17 protein-coding genes are annotated in these 17,158 nt (G+C 62.2%); 15 read left to right on the forward strand and 2 right to left on the reverse strand.

All coding sequences use genetic code 11. The features are described 5' to 3' along the window. The first annotated feature begins 152 nt into the window (after positions 1-152). The 5 genes from CD04_RS0110040 (at position 153) to CD04_RS21675 (ending at position 4,878) form a co-directional block, all read left to right on the forward strand. Positions 153-1,397, forward strand: a complete 1,245-nt coding sequence (locus CD04_RS0110040) for a ribonucleotide-diphosphate reductase subunit beta (RefSeq protein WP_038167693.1) — start codon at positions 153-155, stop codon at positions 1,395-1,397. Between the two features lie 495 nt (positions 1,398-1,892). Further along, positions 1,893-2,381: a hypothetical protein gene (locus CD04_RS23150; protein WP_031406405.1), complete on the forward strand. Its 489-nt coding sequence runs from the start codon at positions 1,893-1,895 to the stop codon at positions 2,379-2,381. Between the two features lie 50 nt (positions 2,382-2,431). After that, positions 2,432-2,767, forward strand: coding sequence for a DUF167 domain-containing protein (locus tag CD04_RS0110055; protein ID WP_031406407.1), 336 nt, complete (start codon positions 2,432-2,434; stop codon positions 2,765-2,767). A gap of 126 nt (positions 2,768-2,893) precedes the next feature. Further along, the gene (gene dcd, locus CD04_RS0110060; RefSeq protein ID WP_031406409.1) at positions 2,894-3,463 is read left to right on the forward strand and encodes a dCTP deaminase; all 570 of its coding nucleotides are present in this window, start codon (positions 2,894-2,896) and stop codon (positions 3,461-3,463) included. A gap of 356 nt (positions 3,464-3,819) precedes the next feature. Further along, a complete protein-coding gene (locus tag CD04_RS21675) occupies positions 3,820-4,878 on the forward strand; it encodes an RNA-guided endonuclease InsQ/TnpB family protein (protein ID WP_369792796.1) in 1,059 nt (352 codons plus the stop codon). Between the two features lie 105 nt (positions 4,879-4,983). Here CD04_RS21675 and argH read toward each other — a convergent pair whose 3' ends face one another. Continuing rightward, positions 4,984-6,381 (reverse strand): argininosuccinate lyase, encoded by a 1,398-nt coding sequence (argH, locus tag CD04_RS0110070; protein WP_031406411.1) that lies wholly within the window; start codon positions 6,379-6,381, stop codon positions 4,984-4,986. Positions 6,382-6,435: 54 nt separating this feature from the next. On the opposite strand from argH, the gene CD04_RS0110075 reads away from it, so the two are divergent. Both CD04_RS0110075 and CD04_RS0110080 read left to right on the forward strand, forming a co-directional pair. After that, entirely contained in the window at positions 6,436-7,476 is a 1,041-nt protein-coding gene (locus CD04_RS0110075; protein WP_231480526.1) for a sensor histidine kinase, read from the forward strand. Then, complete coding sequence (locus CD04_RS0110080; RefSeq protein WP_031406415.1) at positions 7,473-8,252, forward strand: LytTR family DNA-binding domain-containing protein; 780 nt, start codon at positions 7,473-7,475, stop codon at positions 8,250-8,252. The genes CD04_RS0110075 and CD04_RS0110080 overlap by 4 nt, the downstream gene beginning before the upstream one ends. An 11-nt stretch (positions 8,253-8,263) precedes the next feature. On the opposite strand, the gene CD04_RS0110085 is transcribed toward CD04_RS0110080, so the two are convergent. After that, positions 8,264-9,091 (reverse strand): undecaprenyl-diphosphate phosphatase, encoded by an 828-nt coding sequence (locus CD04_RS0110085; RefSeq protein ID WP_031406418.1) that lies wholly within the window; start codon positions 9,089-9,091, stop codon positions 8,264-8,266. Positions 9,092-9,665: 574 nt separating this feature from the next. On the opposite strand from CD04_RS0110085, the gene CD04_RS0110090 reads away from it, so the two are divergent. From CD04_RS0110090 to CD04_RS0110125, 8 genes are all read left to right on the forward strand, one after another. Next, entirely contained in the window at positions 9,666-10,001 is a 336-nt protein-coding gene (locus CD04_RS0110090; RefSeq protein WP_031406419.1) for a cytochrome c, read from the forward strand. Between the two features lie 11 nt (positions 10,002-10,012). Continuing rightward, positions 10,013-10,378 (forward strand): cytochrome c, encoded by a 366-nt coding sequence (locus CD04_RS0110095; protein WP_031406421.1) that lies wholly within the window; start codon positions 10,013-10,015, stop codon positions 10,376-10,378. Positions 10,379-10,739: 361 nt separating this feature from the next. Then, entirely contained in the window at positions 10,740-10,931 is a 192-nt protein-coding gene (locus CD04_RS0110100) for a 4-oxalocrotonate tautomerase (RefSeq protein ID WP_031406423.1), read from the forward strand. Positions 10,932-11,494: 563 nt separating this feature from the next. Then, the gene (locus CD04_RS0110105) at positions 11,495-11,986 is read left to right on the forward strand and encodes a heme-binding protein (RefSeq protein ID WP_031406426.1); all 492 of its coding nucleotides are present in this window, start codon (positions 11,495-11,497) and stop codon (positions 11,984-11,986) included. A gap of 167 nt (positions 11,987-12,153) precedes the next feature. Further along, positions 12,154-13,908 (forward strand): glyoxylate carboligase, encoded by a 1,755-nt coding sequence (gcl, locus tag CD04_RS0110110; RefSeq protein ID WP_031406428.1) that lies wholly within the window; start codon positions 12,154-12,156, stop codon positions 13,906-13,908. Between the two features lie 4 nt (positions 13,909-13,912). Beyond that, the gene (hyi, locus tag CD04_RS0110115; protein ID WP_031406430.1) at positions 13,913-14,686 is read left to right on the forward strand and encodes a hydroxypyruvate isomerase; all 774 of its coding nucleotides are present in this window, start codon (positions 13,913-13,915) and stop codon (positions 14,684-14,686) included. 29 nt (positions 14,687-14,715) lie between these two features. Beyond that, positions 14,716-15,606, forward strand: a complete 891-nt coding sequence (glxR, locus tag CD04_RS0110120; protein ID WP_031406432.1) for a 2-hydroxy-3-oxopropionate reductase — start codon at positions 14,716-14,718, stop codon at positions 15,604-15,606. 137 nt (positions 15,607-15,743) lie between these two features. After that, positions 15,744-17,051, forward strand: a complete 1,308-nt coding sequence (locus CD04_RS0110125) for a glycerate kinase (protein ID WP_031406433.1) — start codon at positions 15,744-15,746, stop codon at positions 17,049-17,051. The last annotated feature ends 107 nt before the right edge of the window (positions 17,052-17,158 follow it).

Consider the following 17,158-nt stretch of genomic DNA (forward strand, 5'->3'; position numbering starts at 1 on the left):
CTCTGGATACTTGGCCCTTTACCTGCCTGCAAGGTTGATCGTTGGTTTTGCGCATCAGAGTGCGTTCCACGATCTCCCGATTTGCGAATGATTGATGCACAGCATATTGAATGTGCTTCATAAACAATTGATAATTGACCGAAGGAACAGACATGCTGAGTTGGGAAGAAAATACCGTAAACCCAAGCGCGCCTTCTGCAGGCAAGCCGGCGGGCTTTTCGCCGTCGTCTTTTACCTCCCCCTCTGATTTTCTCCATCCCGCAGCTTCCGCATCAACGGTTCGCCAGACGGACACCATGGCGGGAGTATTGGATGGGTCACCCGCCCCCGACGTCGCCACTGCGTATAGCCAACGGTCGGCATCCACCAGTCGCGTGAATGCCGAAGACAAGCGCATCATCAATTGCCGTGCTGATGTGAACCAGCTCGTGCCATTCAAATACAAGTGGGCTTGGGACAAATATCTGGCTTCCTGCGCAAACCACTGGATGCCGCAGGAGATCAATATGTCCCGGGACATCGCGCTGTGGAAAGATCCGAGCGGTCTGACCGATGACGAGCGCCGGATTGTCAAACGCAATCTCGGCTTCTTTGTCACGGCTGATTCGTTGGCGGCCAACAATATCGTTCTGGGCACCTACAGACACATCACAAACCCCGAGTGCCGACAGTTTTTGCTCCGCCAAGGTTTTGAAGAGGCAATCCACACCCACGCCTACCAATACATCGTCGAGTCCCTGGGCTTGGACGAAGGGGAAATTTTCAACGCGTACCACGAAATCCCGTCGATTCGGAACAAGGATGAATTCCTCATTCCCTTCATCGATACCCTCACCAATCCCGAATTCCGCACGTCGGCGTTCGGCGGTACTGAGCGCAACGATCAGGAACTCCTGCGATCGATCATCGTTTTCGCATGCCTGATGGAAGGATTGTTCTTTTACGTCGGGTTTGCCCAGATTCTGTCCATGGGTCGTCAGAACAAGATGACGGGCGCGGCTGAACAGTATCAATACATCCTGCGCGATGAATCCATGCACTGCAACTTCGGCATTGATCTCGTCAACCAGATCAAACTCGAAAACCCTCAGCTGTGGACCCGCGCGTTCAAGGAAGAAATCACGGCGCTGTTCCATAAGGCGGTTGAACTCGAGTATGCCTATGCGGAAGACACCATGCCCCGAGGCGTCCTCGGCCTCAACGCCTCGATGTTCAAAGGATATTTGCGCTTCATTGCCAATCGCCGCGCGCAGCAAATCGGACTGGATGCGATCTTCCCGAGTGAGGAAAATCCATTTCCCTGGATGAGCGAGATGATCGACCTCAAGAAGGAGCGCAATTTCTTCGAGACCCGCGTGATTGAATACCAATCGGGCGGGTCGCTGTCCTGGGAATAATCCTCAATTTGCAATTGACAGGCAAATCCAACCACATGTTCTTCAATTTCCCAGGATCCGTCTCTTGAAGCAGTGCGGAAGCCACGAATCGATGCACGCGTGCCGACCTCCATCTGCACCGTGGAGCCGCCTCCGCTCCCCCGTTTCGGCCGCGTCCAAAGGTGGTTTTACCCTTTGTTTGCATCCTGATCGTGATCATCCAGGCCTGAATATCCCAGTTGCGGGATACGCGCTTGGCATGGTTCAAAGTCCCGCGACGTTCGGAATCTCCATAATCCGGATCGCGGGTGTCCCAACATTCATCGAAGCGCAAAACCCTATAGCGCGCTTCGTGAGTGGCTCTTGGCCAACCAGCGCTGGTTGGCCCGGGGTTTTGCCCATGAGCGCGTCTGCAAATGTCCCGTATCGGAAACCGCCGGGAGGCGGGGCCATGAGGAGCTTTGGATGCTGCTGATGCGGATTGGCATTCATAACACTTGATCAAGGAGAATCACAATGGCAACTGCAACGAAGAAACCAGCGGCGAAGAAGGCGGCTCCGGCGAAGAAGGCGGCTCCGGCGAAGAAGGCCGCTCCGGCGAAGAAGGCTGCTCCGGCGAAGAAGGCTGCTCCGGCGAAGAAGGCTGCTCCGGCGAAGAAGGCTGCCCCGGCGAAGAAGGCCGCTCCGGCGAAGAAGGCCGCCCCGGCGAAGAAGGCCGCCCCGGCGAAGAAGGCCGCTCCGGCGAAGAAGGCTGCTCCGGCGAAGAAGGCTGCCCCGGCGAAGAAGGCTGCTCCGGCGAAGAAGGCTGCTCCGGCGAAGAAGGCTGCTCCGGCGAAGAAGGCTGCTCCGGCGAAGAAGGCTGCTCCGGCGAAGAAGGCTGCTCCGGCGAAGAAGGCCGCTCCGGCGAAGAAGGCCGCTCCGGCCAAGAAAGAACCTGCCCCTGCAGCGAAGACCGCCCTCAGCCCGCAAGCCGCATGGCCGTTCCCGACGGGCGACAAGCCCTAAGAGTGAGGTCATTCTGAAAAGCCTGGGCCTTGCGCCCAGGCTTTTTTTGTATGCATTCCGACTATCCAAGCTGGCTGCGCGTAGACAAATTCGGCGTGACCCTCATGGTCGCGGCACAGCCCGGCGCAAAAACCACGGCACTGGTGAGGCTCCACGACGGGGCCCTGCGCGTGCGCATCGCGGCGCCTGCACTGGATGGGCGAGGCAATGCTGCCCTGTGCGCCTGGCTGGCCCATGCGCTTCACCTCACACGCCGGGACGTGAGCATCAAGCGCGGCGAGAAGTCGCGTCGCAAACAGGTCGCACTGCAACTGTCGGCACAGGAAGTGCTTGCCAGACTGGGTCCGCTGCTTGAACGCGCGTGCACGCATCGCGAACCCGAGTGACGATTGATGCGTCGTGGCGAGATCACACCAGGCATGCCGCACCTGTTTCAATGCTGATCTGCGCGCCCGATCGTTGGCTGCGCAATTCGTCTCGTTTTAGCTGGATCAAACGTAAAGGCTCCGAGCATGACCATCAAATCAGACCGCTGGATCCGCCACATGGCCGAAGCACACGGCATGATCGCGCCGTTCGAGCCGCATCAGGTTCGGCATGCGGCCGACGGCCATCGCATCGTCAGTTATGGCACAAGCAGCTATGGGTACGACATCCGCTGCGCCCCGGAATTTAAGGTGTTCACCAACGTGCACAGCACTGTGGTGGACCCCAAGAATTTTGATGAACGCAGCTTCGTTGATATCGAGGCCGACGTGTGCATCATCCCGCCGAACAGTTTCGCGCTGGCACGCACCGTCGAGTATTTCCGCATCCCACGCAACGTGCTCACCATCTGCCTGGGGAAGAGCACCTACGCTCGTTGCGGCATCATCGTCAACGTCACGCCCTTTGAGCCCGAATGGGAGGGCTACGTGACATTGGAATTCTCCAATACCACGCCGCTACCGGCGAAGATCTATGCCGGTGAGGGATGCGCGCAGGTGCTGTTCTTCGAGAGCGACGAGGTCTGCGAAACGAGCTACAAAGACCGCGGAGGCAAATACCAAGGCCAGCAAGGCGTGACCCTGCCCAGGACTTGACCCGATGCGCGACAAGCCCGGCCGTTCAGGGCGGGGAAGCAAAGCGCGGATGCCACAGGCATCCTTGTTTGGCTTGAAGTGGCGCCGCATAAGCTGCACATTAAACCAGTCATGCAGCGACTCCAGGCGTTCAAGTTCGAGCTTCGTCCGAACGGCCCGCAGCAGCGCCAGATGCGCCGCTTCGCGGGCTCGTGCCGGGTCGTGTTCAATGAGGCGCTGGCGTTGCAAAAGGCCCGCCACGAGCGGGGTGAGAAAAAGCGCGGCTACGCCAGGCTGTGCAAGGAACTCACGGCATGGCGTAACGGGGGGCGCCGCTGCCTTCGGGGCGCGTCGCACCCTGGCTGGCCGAGGCGCCCGTGCATCCGTTGCAACAGGCGCTCAAGGATCTGGAACGCGCCTACACCAAATTCTTCGCCAGGCGCACGGACTTTCCGCGATTCAAGAAGAAGGGCCAGGGCGACAGCTTGCGCTATCCCGACCCGAAACAGATCAAGCTCGATGCAGGGAACAGCCGCATCTTCTTGCCCAAGCTGGGGTGGCTGCGCTATTGCAACAGCCGGGACGTTCTCGGTGTGGTGCGCAATGTCACGGTGTCCAGCAGCGGCGGCAAGTGGTTCATCTCGATCCAGACCGAGCGTGAGGTTGAGCAGCCCATCCCGAGCGCCACCCGCGCCATCGGGATCGACGTGGGCATTGCCCGCTTTGCCACGTTCAGCGACGGTGCGTTTCTGCCACCGCTGAACAGTTTCAGGACGCACGCGGTGCGGCTTGCGCGGTACCAGCGGGCGATGAGCCGCAAGGTGAAGTTCAGCAAGAACTGGAGGAAGGCGAAGGCCAAAGTCACAAAGCTCCACCAGAGGATTGGCAATGCCCGAGGCGACGCCCTGCACAAGGCCACGACCACGATCAGCCAAAACCACGCGATGGTGTGTATCGAGGACTTGCAGGTGAAGAACATGTCGCGCAGCGCTGCGGGCACGGCCGAGAGACCGGGCAGGAACGTTCGGGCCAAGCGCGGCCTGAACAGGTCCATCCTGGACCAGGGCTGGGCCGAGTTCCGCAGGCAACTGGACTACAAGCTGGCGTGGAGCGGCGGCTGTCTCATCGCTGTGCCGCCGCACAACACGAGCCGCACCTGCCCATGCTGCGGCCACATCGCGGCCGACAATCGCCGCACGCAGGCGCAGTTCAAGTGCGTCGCGTGTGGCTACGCGAATCATGCCGATGTTGTCGGCGCGCTCAACATCCTTGCTCGCGGGATGGAAATACTGCGAGACGAAGGGCAGGACACGGCGCACGCTTGCGCCGGGCGCAAGAGCGCAGCCCGGATCGCCTGTGAAGTGAGTGGAGCAGTCAGGCCGCCAGCAGCAGGAACCCGCCGAAGCGACTCAGGGACGGTTCAATGCCGCACCTGAGCGCCGTAGGAATCTCCGCCCTTCCCGCGCAAGCGGTGGCCGCAGGCCAAGGGGGGGATGAGGTCAACCGCGATTGCTGAGCGACAACGCCGCGGCTGCGCCCTCTCAGCCAGGCAACTCGGCGCGCAGCTTCGCGATTTGCGCGCGAACCTGCTCCGGAGCGGTGCCCCCAGGCACCGCTCGCGACTGCACCGATCCGTGCAACGTGAGCACATCGGCCACATCGGCCCGCACCGCCGGGTGCAGGGCTTGGAGCTCCGCAAGGCTCATCTCGCCCAGATCTCGCCCTGTTTGCATGCACGCGCGCACGGCATGCGCCACCACCTCATGCGCATCGCGGAAAGGCAAACCCTTTTTCACGAGGTAATCCGCAAGGTCGGTCGCCGTGGCATAGCCCTTGCGCGCGGCGCTTTGCATCGCCTGTGCATTCACGCGGATGCCCCGGATCATGTCGGCAAACAAGATCAGGGTATCGAGCAGGGTATCAGCGGTGTCGAACAGCGGTTCCTTGTCTTCCTGATTGTCCTTGTTGTAAGCCAAGGGCTGGCCCTTCATCAGCACCAGAAGTGCAGTGAGGTGCCCCACCACGCGGCCGGTCTTTCCGCGCGCAAGCTCAGGCACGTCAGGGTTCTTTTTCTGCGGCATGATGCTTGACCCCGTGCAGTAGCGGTCCGGCAGATCGATGAAGCCAAAGGCTGGCGACATCCACAAGACAAGCTCTTCGCTCAGACGCGACACGTGCACCATCGCCACGCTGGCCGCAGCGCAAAACTCAATGGCGAAGTCGCGGTCGCTCACGGCATCCAGCGAGTTCGCCGTGATGCCATCAAAACCGAGCTCTCGCGCCACCATCGCGCGGTCTAACGGATAGCTCGTGCCGGCAAGCGCCGCGGCACCCAGAGGAAGGCGGTTGACCCGGCGGCGACAATCGGCAAGGCGCTCCGCATCGCGCCCAAACATTTCCACATAGGCCAGCAGATGGTGGCCCAAGGTCACGGGCTGGGCCACCTGCAAATGCGTGAAGCCGGGCATGATCGTGTCGGCATGGGCCTCGGCCACATCCACAAGGCTGACACGCAAGGTCCCGAGTGCAACCTGAATGCGATCGATGGCATCGCGCAACCACAAGCGAATATCCGTGGCCACCTGATCGTTGCGACTGCGCCCCGTGTGCAGACGCTTGCCGGCATCACCCACCAGTTGCGTCAGGCGTGCCTCGATGTTGAGGTGCACATCCTCCAACTCCAGCTTCCAGTCGAAGCTGCCCGCCACGATATCCTTCTGGATCTGAGCCATGCCGCGTTCGATCTCAGCCAGGTCTTGGGAGCTAATAATGTGTTGGGCAGCCAACATGCGCGCATGCGCCAGCGAGCCCTGGATATCGAATCGGGCCAAGCGCTTGTCAAAATCCACCGAAGCCGTGTAGCGTTGCACCAACGCATCGACCGGCTCGGAAAAAAGGGCCGACCAGGCCTGCTGCTTACGGTCGAGGGATGAACTCATGGGAGATGAAATGGTTGCGTACAGCGCAATGGCGGTCAATGGCTGGAGATTGTATTGAGCGAACCGCAGTCACCGCACGTTGGGACGAGCGCGCCGCCCCTGCTTCCAATGCCCGACGCCTGTAACGCGGGCACAGCCATTCGCGCCTACGTGCTGGTGAACGCGGTCGTGCTGTTGCTCCCTCTCGCCTTTAGCCCGCGACCAAGCGAGTGGTGGGGCCTCCTGTTGCAAGGACTTGCCGTGGCTGAGCCTGGGGCAGCCATCTGGCTCAGCGTGATGTGTCTGTCGCGGCGATCCTGGCGCAAGCTGGGTGGCCTCATGCGAGTCGGTGTTGGCATCAGCGCGGGAGCGGCAGCCGGCTGGATCGCACAGGCCCTTGTGGACTCCGTGATCGCCGTGGGCGCTGGCAGCGCACTGCCCGACTGGCGTAGCGCGCTGGTGGGCGCCGTCCTAGCAGGTGGATTCCTGCATTACCTGAGCCTGCGCGCACAGGCGCTGACCCCGGCGACGGTCCAGGCACGCCTGGATGAGTTGCAGGCGCGCATCCGCCCTCACTTTCTATTCAACGCGCTGAACGCGGCAAGCGCCCTCGTGCGCGAGCAGCCACAACGCGCCGAACAGGTGCTTGACGACCTGGCGGAGCTGTTTCGGGCGACCGTGAGTCGACCCGGCACATTAAGCACGGTCCAAGAAGAGGTTGACCTCGCGCGCCGATACCTGGACATCGAGTCCGTGCGTTTCGGCGCACGCATGCAAATACGATGGGCGGTAGAGCCCGGGCTGGAGCATCTGCGCATCCCTTCCCTGACACTGCAGCCGCTCGTGGAAAACGCCGTACGCCACGGGGTCGAGTCCGGCACCGGGCCCTGCCTTATCGACGTGTGGGTGACGCCACGCGCCGGCATGGTCGAACTCGGCGTCGTCAACGACTACTCGCCAAGCGCCGCGTCAAACGGGCGCGGCACCCGCATGGCCCTGTCCAACATTGCCCAACGCCTGCACCTGCTCTACGACATCACCGCTGACCTTCACCATGGCCCTGTTGATGGCTTGGTGCCGCCACGCTACCGTGTTCGCATCCGCCTGCCGCTATGAACATCCTCATCGTCGACGACGAGCCTTTAGCCCGCACCCGCCTGCGCCGTCTGCTCGACGAACTGCCTCAATGTGCACAGTGCCACGTGGATGAGGCAGCCGACGTGGATACCGCCCGCCGGATGATGCGACATGGCGCGTACCACTTGTTGCTTCTCGATATTCAGATGCCGGGGGCTAGCGGGCTGGAACTCGCGGCCGAACTGGCGCAGCGCCGCCCGCAGCCAGCGGCGCTTCCTGCGGTGGTGTTCGTCACGGCGCACGACGAGCACGCGCTGGCCGCGTTCGACCACGCTGCAGTGGACTACCTCACGAAACCCGTGCGTCGGGAACGCCTGGCACAGGCGATCGAGCGGGTACGGCCTCTCCTGCTCAACGGCATGGCGCCGCAGGATGCAACTGCGCGCAACAAAATCGTTGCCCCGGCACTTTCCGTGATTGAACGCGGCGCACTCCTGCGCGTGCCTGTTGCCGAAGTCCTGTACTTTCGGTCTGACAACAAATACACGCTGGTGCGCACGGCTGCACGCCATCATCTCATCGACACGGCTCTTGGCGATTTGGAGGAACGCTTTGCCGCGCAATTTGTGCGGACCCACCGCAGCGCCCTGGTAGCAGTGGAGGCCATCGCCGGTCTGGAGCGCGTCACTGCCGCAACCATGCGAGCGACCGATGACAATGCCGACTGGGTGGTGCGCGTGCGCGGCGTCGCCGAGACCCTACCCATCAGCCGCCGCCAGCTTCCTGTGCTGCGTGGCCTGTTGCGGCAGGTTTAAACCTGCCGCAATCAGCCAATCAGCAACGCGATCACCCCAAACACCAGGCAATAGACCCCAAAAGGCCGCAGGGCCTTGACTTCGTGGCCATGGAACCAGCGCATCAGAAACCACGTTGACAGCCACGCGCACACGCCGGATAGGACTCCCGCGGCCAGGATTGTTCCCAGCAACCCTTGCGGAATGCCAGCGTGCATCAACTTTGGAACCTCCAGCAGGCCGGCAGCTGCGATGATGGGTGTGGCTAAAAGGAACGAAAAACGCGCAGCAGCCTCGTACCCGAGCCCTACGCCCAACCCTGCGACGAGCGTGGCACCGGAGCGCGAGAATCCCGGAATCAGGGCAAGGGCTTGCGCTGCGCCGATCAACAGTGCTCGCCCGTAGCCCATGGCCGGGAGATCGGCACTTGCGCGACGGTTTTTCCAGAAATCGCCAACCATCAGCATCGCCCCGTTGAGCATGAGCGCGACAGCAGCAAAGGTAAATCCGCCGAATAGTGCCTTGATCTTGTGCGCCAACACAAGCCCCAACAGCCCGGCCGGAATGCTGCCCACGACCAGCAGCCACAGCAACTGGGCTTGGGGATTGCCGGTTCCGCCGCGCGCCCTGAGCCAACCGGAAATGAGCTGCACCCAGTCCCGCCAAAAATACAGGAGCAAGGCTGCCGCAGTGCCCAGATGCAGGACCACCACAAACGGGAGAAACCAATCGGCATCGCGCGCGATGGGCCAATGCAGCAAGGCGGGCACCAAGATGCTGTGACCCAGACTTGAGATCGGGAAAAGCTCGGTCACGCCTTGCAGCGCAGCCATGGCCAGCAGGTAGATCGACGAATGCATGCATGCTCCAGAAAATTTGTGCGGATCGGCTGATCGCTGCACTGGATTCTTGCAGCTTCGCGCAATCCGCGATGCTTTTCTCGTTTTGGCGCCCCATTCGTCGCGCCCTTGCGATGGCCGCGATGGCCTCGCGTCTCAACAGGATCCTGGCGGGCTCGGGCCCAATTTCGTGCCGCTCACCTTGGCCCCAGACGAGACCGTGCGCAATTGGCATGGCCCAACACCTGCAGGCGCGGGTCACGGCGCGGCGGCACCCTGCTCACAGCTCTTGGCGCGTCTCGTTGGAGCAACGCGTCGGACAGCCATCAGCAGCGCGCAGGCGCTGCGTCGGCCCATCGACATGAGACACGCACGCAACGGGGCCGGGCTGCCCGGTCCCGTTGCGCCGAGACATCGCCTCGACAGATCTTGTTGCATTTCCAGCTGTGTTTTCAGCGTATTGCACTGCGCATGGTCAATTTGAGCGCTGATCTTCCATCGCTGCTTGCTCGAAAGGTGTCGCACATGAACGAGCTCCCTATAATCAGGAACTCCCACACGTCTCCTTCCCTTCAATGACTTCGTCAAGCCCGCGATGAAAAAGCTGATATTTGCGATCTCGCTCCTGCTTGCTGCCGGCGCACAAGCCCAAACCGTCACCGGTGATGCGGCCGCTGGCAAAAGCAAAATCTTCATGTGTGAAGGTTGTCACAACGTTGGCGGCGGCTACAAGGCCTCCTTCCCAGATGTCTACTACGTCCCCATGCTCAACGGGCAAAGCGCCGGCTACATCGTGCAGGCTCTGCAGGACTACCGCAGCGGGGCGCGCCGCAATCCAACCATGAAAGCTGTCGCCAGCTCACTGACCGACAAGGAAATGGCCGACATCGCCGCCTATTACGCCCTGCCGAAGGGCCAGAGCGCCAAGTGAGGAACGCATCCATGAAACGACTGTTCGCACAACTGACCGCTGCTTCCCTGGTGGTCGCCTTCTCTGGCGCCGTGCATGCTGCCGATATCAAGAAGGGCGAAGACCTGGTCAATAAAGGCGGCTGCATCGCCTGCCACGGCGCCGGACTGGATAAGCCGATTGCCCCGAACTATCCCATCATTGCGGGCCAGTACGAGTCGTACTTGTTCCATGCGCTTCAGCAATACCAAGCCAAGAGCCAGACCCCTTTGTATGGGCGCAACAACCCAATCATGGGTGGCATCGTGGGGCAATACAGCTCGCAAGATCTGCACGACATTGCCGCATATGTGGCCAGCCTGAAAGGCCCACTCTACATTCGCGACGAAATGCACTAACCAATCTCGGCTCGGATCCCCGGGGATTGACCGCCATTGAGGCGAATTTGTTGAGCTGAATCTGAATCCCGTGACACCCTGCAGGACCGCTCCTGCGGGGTTTTTTTATTGCGCCGACTCTCCACCGCGGTCCAGCGACGCGGCGCGCGACGAGCGCCCCGCGAAGCAAGCGTGAGGTGGACCGATTGCCGTCCGCACGCGCCGTCTTTGAGCGGCGCGCCCAGGACGACAAGGCGCAACGGGCGAGATCACACCAAATGGCGAAGGCTCGCGCCATGCGCCTGGCGCGCCCTCGCCCACCTCGTCATAATCGAGCCCTTGAGTCCGGTAGCGTGCCGGCTCGCTTTCAGGAGATGACTTAATGCCCGCGATCCGTATCGACATGTTTGAAGGCCGCAGCCCCGAGATCAAAAGGGAACTCGTGGAGAACATTACCCAAGCGGTGGTCGACACCCTCAAGTGCTCACCCGAAGCCGTTGACATCATTCTCAACGAGGTCTCCCGCGCACACTGGGCTACGGGCGGCAAGCTATGGAGCGATCGCCAAGGCTGAGCCAGATCCGGCATGCAGCTTCGCACGCGCGCTCTCTGCGAAGCTGCATGCGTCCCCCGGGGGCGTGGCCACTGTCCGATCACCCCTCTGATCGATTGGACCAAATCCTCCGAGCTGTAGCGACAACGCTCCTCGACACCGCGCGATCGGACGGGACGCAGGGGCCGCTCGCAGCCCCCTGCGGCATCCACTCGGCTCGACACGCCCGCCTGCCGTTGTGACCTTTTTGGCGCGACCATCTTGCTGAGTACAGGCTGCGACATCTTCGGAAAACCGTGAGCAAACCTGATCCAGCGGGCGCCACACCCGTCGAGCGTGTTGTGCTGCGTGCGCCCCGTATGGACAGCACGTCTGCCGTTTCCGCAAGCACAAGGCGTCGCTCGACCGCCAGATTGGATCATGCGCATGCCCGTCCACGTCGCATTGGCGCTCTTGCCTGGCCTGCTCCAATGCTCAGGCGGTCAAGGGACAATGCTCCGCGTATATGCTCTGTACACGTCGGGCGATAGCCGCCCCGTGCGAACCGCAACCTGCATTTCAACCGTCGAGGCGAGGAAAGTCCGATGCCAAACAAGCTCCTTCTGAGCCTATGCTCAACCCTTGTTGTTACGTCTGGCATGGCGCACGCGGCCGAGCCCATGGCCATCACGGTCAGCCGTCTGTCGATGGAAACAGCACTGAAGGCCGCCCAGAAAGCCATCCAAACCTGCCGCACAAAGGGCATCCAGGTTGGCGTGACTGTGGTGGATCGCAGCGGCCAGCCGCAGGTGATGCTCCGTGACGTGCTCGCGCCGGACCTCACCGTGCGCGTGAGTGCACTCAAGGCTTACACCGCTGTGTCGTTCAACGCTCCAACCTCGGCATTGAAGGCGCAGGCGCAAAGCAGCTTGGCGCATGTGCCGGGTTTGCTCTTTTCAGCCGGCGCCGTGCCGATTGCCGCCGGTGGCACCCTTTACGGCGCCATCGGCGTGAGCGGTGCGCCGTCCGGCGACACCGACGAGGAATGTGCCAAAGCCGGGGCGGCGGCCATCGAGTCTGACTTGGACATGCAATGAAAGCCGCCTCCTGCATCACATTACCCCCGTGCAGGGTTGTAATCCTTCGCCTTTCCCCCTATTTTTCGGCGCGTCGGTCCTGACTACAGTCTCGTGCAAGCCTTGCGGGCCGACCCGGCCCGCAAGCTGTGCCCCGTCGGGCACGGCCCAGATTCAGGAGATGACTCATGCCCAAAATGTCCGCGGCCGAAGCCGCCGTCTGCATCCTCGAAAAAGAGGGTATCCACCAAGCCTTCGGCGTGCCCGGTGCCGCAATCAATCCCTTTTACAACGCGCTGCGCAAGCGGGCGTCCATTGCGCATGTGCTGGCGCGCCACGTGGAGGCGGCATCGCACATGGCAGAGGGCTACACGCGGGCTGCCAGCGGCAATATTGGCGTGTGCATTGGCACGTCCGGGCCGGCGGGAACCGACATGATTACGGGTCTGTACTCGGCCAGCGCCGACTCCATCCCCATTTTGTGCATCACCGGCCAGGCGCCGCGTGCGCGGCTTTACAAGGAAGACTTCCAGGCGGTTGACATCGAGTCCATCGCCAAGCCCGTGACGAAAATGTCGGTGACGGTGCGCGAGCCGGCGCAGGTCCCGGGCGTGCTCCAACAGGCTTTTCACTTGATGCGGTCGGGCCGCCCGGGGCCAGTGCTGATCGATCTGCCATTCGATGTGCAGGTGGCGCAAATCGAGTTCGACCCCGACTTGTATGAGCCTTTGCCCGTGCACAAGCCGCGCGCCACACGCGCCCAAATCGAGCGGGCGCTGGACATGCTTGAGGCTTCCGAGCGGCCGCTGATCGTCGCCGGTGGCGGCATCATCAACGCCGATGCGTGCGATTTGCTCGTGGAGTTTGCCGAGATCACCGGCGTGCCGGTGGTACCCACGCTGATGGCTTGGGGCGTGATCCCTGACGAACACCCGCTGATGGCCGGCATGGTGGGCCTGCAGACCAGCCACCGGTACGGCAATGCCAGCATGCTCGCATCGGACTTCGTGCTCGGCATCGGCAACCGCTGGGCCAACCGCCACACCGGCTCGGTCGACGTCTACACCAAGGGCCGCAAGTTCGTGCACGTGGACATCGAGCCGACCCAAATCGGACGCGTGTTCATGCCTGACCTGGGTATCGCATCCGACGCCCGGGCGGCGCTCGAACTGTTCGTGCAGATTGCTCGCGAACGCAAGGCCGCCAGCCGCCTGAGAGACCGCAACAGCTGGGCCGCGGAGTGTCTGCAGCGCAAGCAGACCATGCTGCGCAAGAGCGACTTCGACGATGTGCCGATCAAGCCGCAACGCGTCTATCAGGAGATGGTTGCTGCATTCGGTGACAAAGCGCGTTATGTGACGACGATCGGCCTGTCACAAATCGCTGCAGCCCAATTCCTCAAAGTGGGCCAACCGCGCAACTGGATCAACGCCGGCCAGGCCGGCCCGCTGGGCTGGACGTTGCCGGCCGCCCTGGGCGTGCGCGCAGCCGATCCCAAGAGCGAAATTGTCGCGCTCTCCGGCGATTACGATTTCCAGTTCCTGATTGAGGAGCTCGCCGTGGGTGCGCAGTTCAAGCTGCCGTATATCCACATCGTCGTCAACAACGCCTACCTTGGCTTGATTCGTCAAAGCCAGCGCAATTTTGACATGGACTACTGCGTGCAGCTCTCTTTCGAAAACATCAATGCGCCCGAGCTCGACGGGTACGGCGTCGATCATGTGAAAGTTGCCGAGGGCTTGGGCTGCAAGGCCATTCGCGTGCGCGACCCGAGCAAGATCCAAGAGGCTATCGCCCAGGCGCGCGCCTGGATGGCCGAGTTTGCGGTGCCAGTGGTCGTGGAAGTGATTCTTGAGCGTGTCACCAATATCGCGATGGGCACCGAAATCGACAATGTCACCGAGTTCGAGCCGATTCTCGACCTAACCCCAGTGGAGGCCTGAAGCCATGCCCAAGTTCGCAGCCAACCTCACCATGCTCTACACGGAGCTGCCGTTTCTCGATCGCTTCGCCGCGGCTTCGCAGGGCGGCTTCAAGGCCGTGGAATTCCTGTTTCCCTATGCTTACACGGTCGAACACATCCGCGACAAGGCACTCGCCGCCGGCGTGCAGATCGTGCTGCACAACCTGCCAGCGGGTGACTGGGACGCAGGCGAGCGCGGCATTGCCTGTTTACCCGACCGCGTCAGTGAATTTCGCGAAGGCGTGGGCCGTGCGATTGAGTATGCCACGGCACTGGGGGTGCCTCAGCTCAATTGCCTGGCGGGCAAAGCACCGGCCGGCGCCGACCCGCAGCATCTGCACAACACGCTGGTGGCCAACCTGCAATACGCCGCGCGTGAACTGCAGCGACACGGCATCAAGCTCCTGATCGAGCCGATCAACATCCACGACATCCCCGGTTTTTTCCTCAACCGCTCAGCGCAAGCGCTCGCCGTCATGGACGACGTCGGCAGCCCGAATCTCTACCTCCAATACGACATCTATCACATGCAGCGCATGGAGGGCGAACTGGCCGCGACGATGGAAAAAAACCTTCCGCGCATTGCCCACATTCAGCTGGCCGACAACCCGGGACGCAATGAACCGGGCACGGGCGAAATCAATTATCGCTTCCTGTTCCAGCACATCGACCGCATTGGCTATCAAGGCTGGATCGGCTGCGAATACAAGCCCAAAACCACGACCACAGCCGGACTGGGCTGGCTGGCTGCACCTTGAACAGCGACACGACACATACGGAGATCGACATGGCAACTCTCGGATTTATCGGCCTGGGCATCATGGGCGCACCAATGGCAGGGCATCTGCTCGCCGCGGGCCACCAACTCTACGTCAACACGCGCGGCAAGGTGCCTCAGGCGTTGCTCGATGCGGGCGCGAATCCCTGCGCGAACAACACCGAAGTCGCGCAGAAGGCCGACATCATTTTCATCATGGTGCCCGACACGCCCGACGTGCAAAAGGTACTGTTTGCTGAGGATGGCGTGGCCAAAGGCTTGAGCACGGGCAAGATCGTGGTGGACATGAGCTCGATCGCGCCGATGGAGACGAAAGAATTTGCCAAGCAGATTAACGCCGTGGGCTGCGCATATCTGGACGCACCCGTTTCAGGCGGTGAGGTAGGCGCCAAGGCTGCCACGCTCACCATCATGGTGGGCGGCCAGCAAGAGATCTTTGAGAAGGTGCTGCCGCTGTTCCAGCTCATGGGCAAAAACGTCACCCTGGTGGGCGGCAACGGCGACGGGCAGACTTGCAAGGTCGCCAATCAGATCATCGTCGCGCTCAACATTCAGGCCGTGGCCGAAGCCCTGCTTTTTGCAAGCCGCGCCGGTGCCGATCCGGCCAAGGTGCGCCAGGCACTGATGGGTGGCTTCGCGTCGTCGCGCATTCTTGAGGTACATGGCGAGCGTATGGTCAAACGGACCTTCCAGCCCGGCTTTCGAATCAACCTGCACCAAAAGGACCTGAACCTGGCGCTCGCTGGTGCCAAGCAACTCGGGCTTTCGCTGCCCAACACCGCCATCGCGCAACAATTGTTCTCGGCCTGCGCTGCCCACGGCATGGACGGGCTGGACCACTCCGCCTTGTGCCGCGCGATTGAGATGATGGGCAACCACACAATCGCTCCTGACGCTTGACTGGTGGTTCATTGGCCATGGAAATGCCACGATTAGCCGAGGTGCGAATCTCCGCGACTTGACTCCATGGGCGGACTGCACGCGTTGCAAGCTGCAGACTTGCCCCCTTGCAATGGTGGATCCCCACGTTTTCGACCATGTCCCTGCCCAATCCCTCCACCGAGCCTGTTCGCTTTCTCCGCGCCCTGTTCGACGTGGCCGTCGCGCGCGCTCAGCCACGACAGGCCATGGCCTCGGTCCTGCCCCCGCCCCCCAAGGGCCGTACGCTTGTTCTGGGTGCCGGCAAGGCTGGGGGTGCGATGGCTGCAGCTTTGGATGCGCTCTGGCCGGAGCATGCGCCGCTGTCGGGGCTCGTTGTGACGCGCTACGGCTATGCACCTCCGGAACTGCGCGCACAAGGTGGGCGCATCGAGGTCGTGGAAGCCGCACATCCGGTGCCCGACGCCGCCGGCGAAGCGGCTGCAGCCCGCATGCTCGAATTGACCCGCTCCCTGACTCCGGACGACCTGGTGATTGCCCTGATATCCGGCGGCGGCTCGGCGCTTCTGGCGCTGCCAGCGGCAGGCCTGAGTCTGGCGGACAAACAGGCGATCAACCGCGCGCTTTTGCTCAGCGGCGCCACCATTACCGAAATGAACTGCGTGCGCAAGCATCTGTCCGCCATCAAAGGTGGACGCCTGGCCGCGGCCTGCGCCCCGGCGCCGGTGCTCAGCCTGTTGATTTCTGACGTGCCCGGCGACGACCCTGCCGTCATCGCCAGTGGGCCCACCGTGCCCGATCCCACCACCTGCGCGGATGCACTGGTCGTCCTAGACCGCTATGCGATCGACGTACCCCCGGGGATTCGGGAACGACTGCAGGCCGGCGAACTGGAGACGCCCAAGCCGGACGACGCAGGGTTCGCCCATAACCGGGTGGAGATCATTGCCACCCCTGAGCAGATGCTGCAGGCGGCGGCCGCGGCCTGCAGGGAAATGGGCATTGGAGCGTACGTCCTGGCCGATGACGTCGAGGGAGAGTCGCGCGACGTTGCACTGGTGCACGCGGCGCTGGCGCGGCACGTGGCACGCACTGGCCAGCCCTTCGCCAAACCATGCGTGATCCTCTCTGGCGGGGAAACCACCGTCACTGTGCCCAAGGGCACCACGCCTGGCCGTGGCGGGCGCGGCAGTGAGTTTTTGCTGGCACTCGCACTCAGCCTCAAAGGCCAGACCGGGGTTTGGGCACTGGCTGGCGACACCGATGGAATCGATGGCAGCGAGAACAATGCCGGCGCCTGGATCACGCCCGATACGCTGCACCGCGCCGCAATCGCGGGTGTCAAAGCGCGCGTCATGCTTGAAGCGCATGACGCTTACGCATTCTTCGAGGCCTGTGGGAACTTGCTCGTGACGGGGCCAACCTATACGAATGTGAACGATTTTCGAGCCATTCTGGTGCAATAAGCCATCCTGTGTCCACCGCGCCGCTCGCTCGGTTTGTCGCAAGCGACGACCGATCGCCGACGTGAGCATCCCTGCGCAGTCGCATGGCTATCGTCCTGGAATCAAGG

The organism is Thiomonas sp. FB-Cd (genome assembly GCF_000733775.1).
In the GTDB taxonomy this organism is placed as follows: Bacteria; Pseudomonadota; Gammaproteobacteria; order Burkholderiales; family Burkholderiaceae_C; genus Thiomonas_A.